This window comes from Mesorhizobium sp. P5_C1, from assembly GCF_054049815.1.
The window spans coordinates 1-1,916 of record NZ_JBFULQ010000796.1; the positions used below are offsets into that span (position 1 = coordinate 1).

Below are 1,916 nucleotides of genomic sequence, written 5' to 3' on the forward strand. Positions count from 1 at the left end.
AGCGTGACCAGGCCGAGCTCCTCCAGATCGCGCAGATAGAGGAACATCGAGGCCTCGCTCAGGCCTTGCGAGCGCATGATGCCTTCGGGGGTGAACTTCTCCGACAGCATGACGAAGATGAACAGCAGCGCCGGCCGGCCGGCGAGCTTGCGCTCGATGTCCGGCGCGATGTGGTTGACCGGCCCTGGCCCGCGGTTCATCGAGCCGAGCACGTTTTCCAGTTCGACGCCGGCAGCCGTGCAGATCTCCATCAGCCGGTCGAGCTTGCAGTTGCGCTCGTGGAAGATGCGCTTCACCGTCGGCTCGGAAACGCCCATGCGTTCGGCAAGCTGGCGATAGGTCACGCCTTTGGCCTTCAGCGTCCGCTTCAGCGCCTCGAAGATCAAACCGTTCATCGGATGCACCTCTTGCCGGCAGTTTCGTATCGATTTACGATACTAGCGGTAATCGGCCTTTTCAGAAAGTATCGAAAACCGTAGCTCTTCCCCGTCATCACAGGAGAGCACTCATGAACCGTTTCATCCCCCTTTTCGCATTCATCGGCATCGTAGCGGCGCCCGCCGCCCAGGCTGGCGAGCTCTGGCGCGCGACGGGCCTTGAACAGCCGGAATCGGCGCTGTTCGACGCCGCCAACAACCGCATCATCGTCTCCAACATCGTCGGCAATCCCGGCGATGCCGACGGCAACGGCTATCTCTCGGTGCTGTCCAGCGACGGCAAGACGGTCACCCAGCACTGGACCGACGGCATGGACGCACCCAAGGGCATGGCGATATCGGGCGGCAAGCTCTATGTCGCCGACATCACCAAGGTTCGCGTTGTCGATCTCGCCAGCGGCAAACTGGTTTCGAGCATCACGGTGCCGAATGCGGTCTTCCTCAACGACATGACATCAGACCAATCCGGCAAGGTCTATGTCACCGACATGCTGGCCGACGCCATCTACCGCATCGACGGCGGACGGCCGGACCTGTTCGTCAGGGATGCGATGCTGGCTTCGCCCAACGGCGTCATTGCCGACGGCAACCGGCTGATCGTCGCCTCTTGGGGCAAGGGCATCAAGCCCGACTTCAGCACGGCGGAGCCCGGCGGGCTGCTGTCGGTCGATCTCGCCAACAAGGCGGTTTCGCCCTTGCTAGGCGCGCAGAAATTCGCGGACCTCGACGGCGTCATCGCCATCGGCGACACCATCTACGCCACCGCCTACATGACGGGCACGCTTTACCGCTACCGTGCCGGCGGCACGCCGGAAGTGGTGGCGCATTTCAAGCCCGGCAGCGCCGACATCGGCACCGACGGCAAGTCGACCATTTTCGTGCCGCTGATGAACGAGGGCGAAGTGGCCGCGCTGACACTCGACTGAGGGTTGTTCGCGACATTGTTAGCCGGCTCGCTCCTGTCTCCTGGCTGGCGTATGGTACGCTGGCCCGGCATAGGCGGCGAAGGAGGTTTGATATGGAAGACCGGGAGATCCGCGCGGCTCTGGATCGCCACTGGGCCGCCTCCGATGCGAACGATTTCGAGGCGGAGCACCAAATTTATCGGGAGGATGCGGTGCTCGACTATCCGCAATCGGGCGAGCGCATCCACGGAAGGCGGAAGATCCAATCGTCCCGCGCCGCGCAGCCGAACCTGAAGCGCTTCACGGTGCGGCGGATCATCGGCGCCGGCGACCTCTGGGTCACCGAATATGTCCTGGCCTATGACGGGCGGCCGTCTTACACGGTGAGCATCATGGAGTTCCTCGATGGCAAGGTGGCCCGCGAGACGCAGTATTTCGGCGATCCGTTCGAGCCGGGGCCTTCGCGCGCGCAATGGGTCGAGCGGATCCCCTGAACCCTGGCCGTCGTAAGGATGGTCATCCGCCCACTTGCCCGCCCGGAGCTGCCGAACGATACGGCCGCTCTCGCCCGCTA

At 63.5% G+C, this 1,916-nt stretch carries 3 protein-coding genes; 2 read left to right on the forward strand and 1 reads right to left on the reverse strand.

Annotated features, from left to right (window positions below; genetic code table 11):
- On the reverse strand, positions 1–395 hold a 395-nt coding region (locus tag ACXJ7R_RS31370; RefSeq protein ID WP_457155195.1), incomplete at its 3' end, for a helix-turn-helix domain-containing protein.
- Positions 396–508: 113 nt separating this feature from the next.
- On the opposite strand from ACXJ7R_RS31370, the gene ACXJ7R_RS31375 reads away from it, so the two are divergent.
- A complete protein-coding gene (locus ACXJ7R_RS31375) occupies positions 509–1,363 on the forward strand; it encodes an SMP-30/gluconolactonase/LRE family protein (RefSeq protein WP_457155196.1) in 855 nt (284 codons plus the stop codon).
- A gap of 92 nt (positions 1,364–1,455) precedes the next feature.
- Entirely contained in the window at positions 1,456–1,836 is a 381-nt protein-coding gene (locus tag ACXJ7R_RS31380; protein ID WP_457155197.1) for a nuclear transport factor 2 family protein, read from the forward strand.
- Positions 1,837–1,916: the final 80 nt, after the last annotated feature.

What these genes read in the sequence shown, in the direction of transcription:
- ACXJ7R_RS31375 (WP_457155196.1), top strand. Translation starts at nt 509, where the DNA reads ATGAACCGTTTCATCCCCCTTTTCGCATTCATCGGCATCGTAGCGGCG.
- ACXJ7R_RS31380 (WP_457155197.1), top strand. Translation starts at nt 1,456, where the DNA reads ATGGAAGACCGGGAGATCCGCGCGGCTCTGGATCGCCACTGGGCCGCC.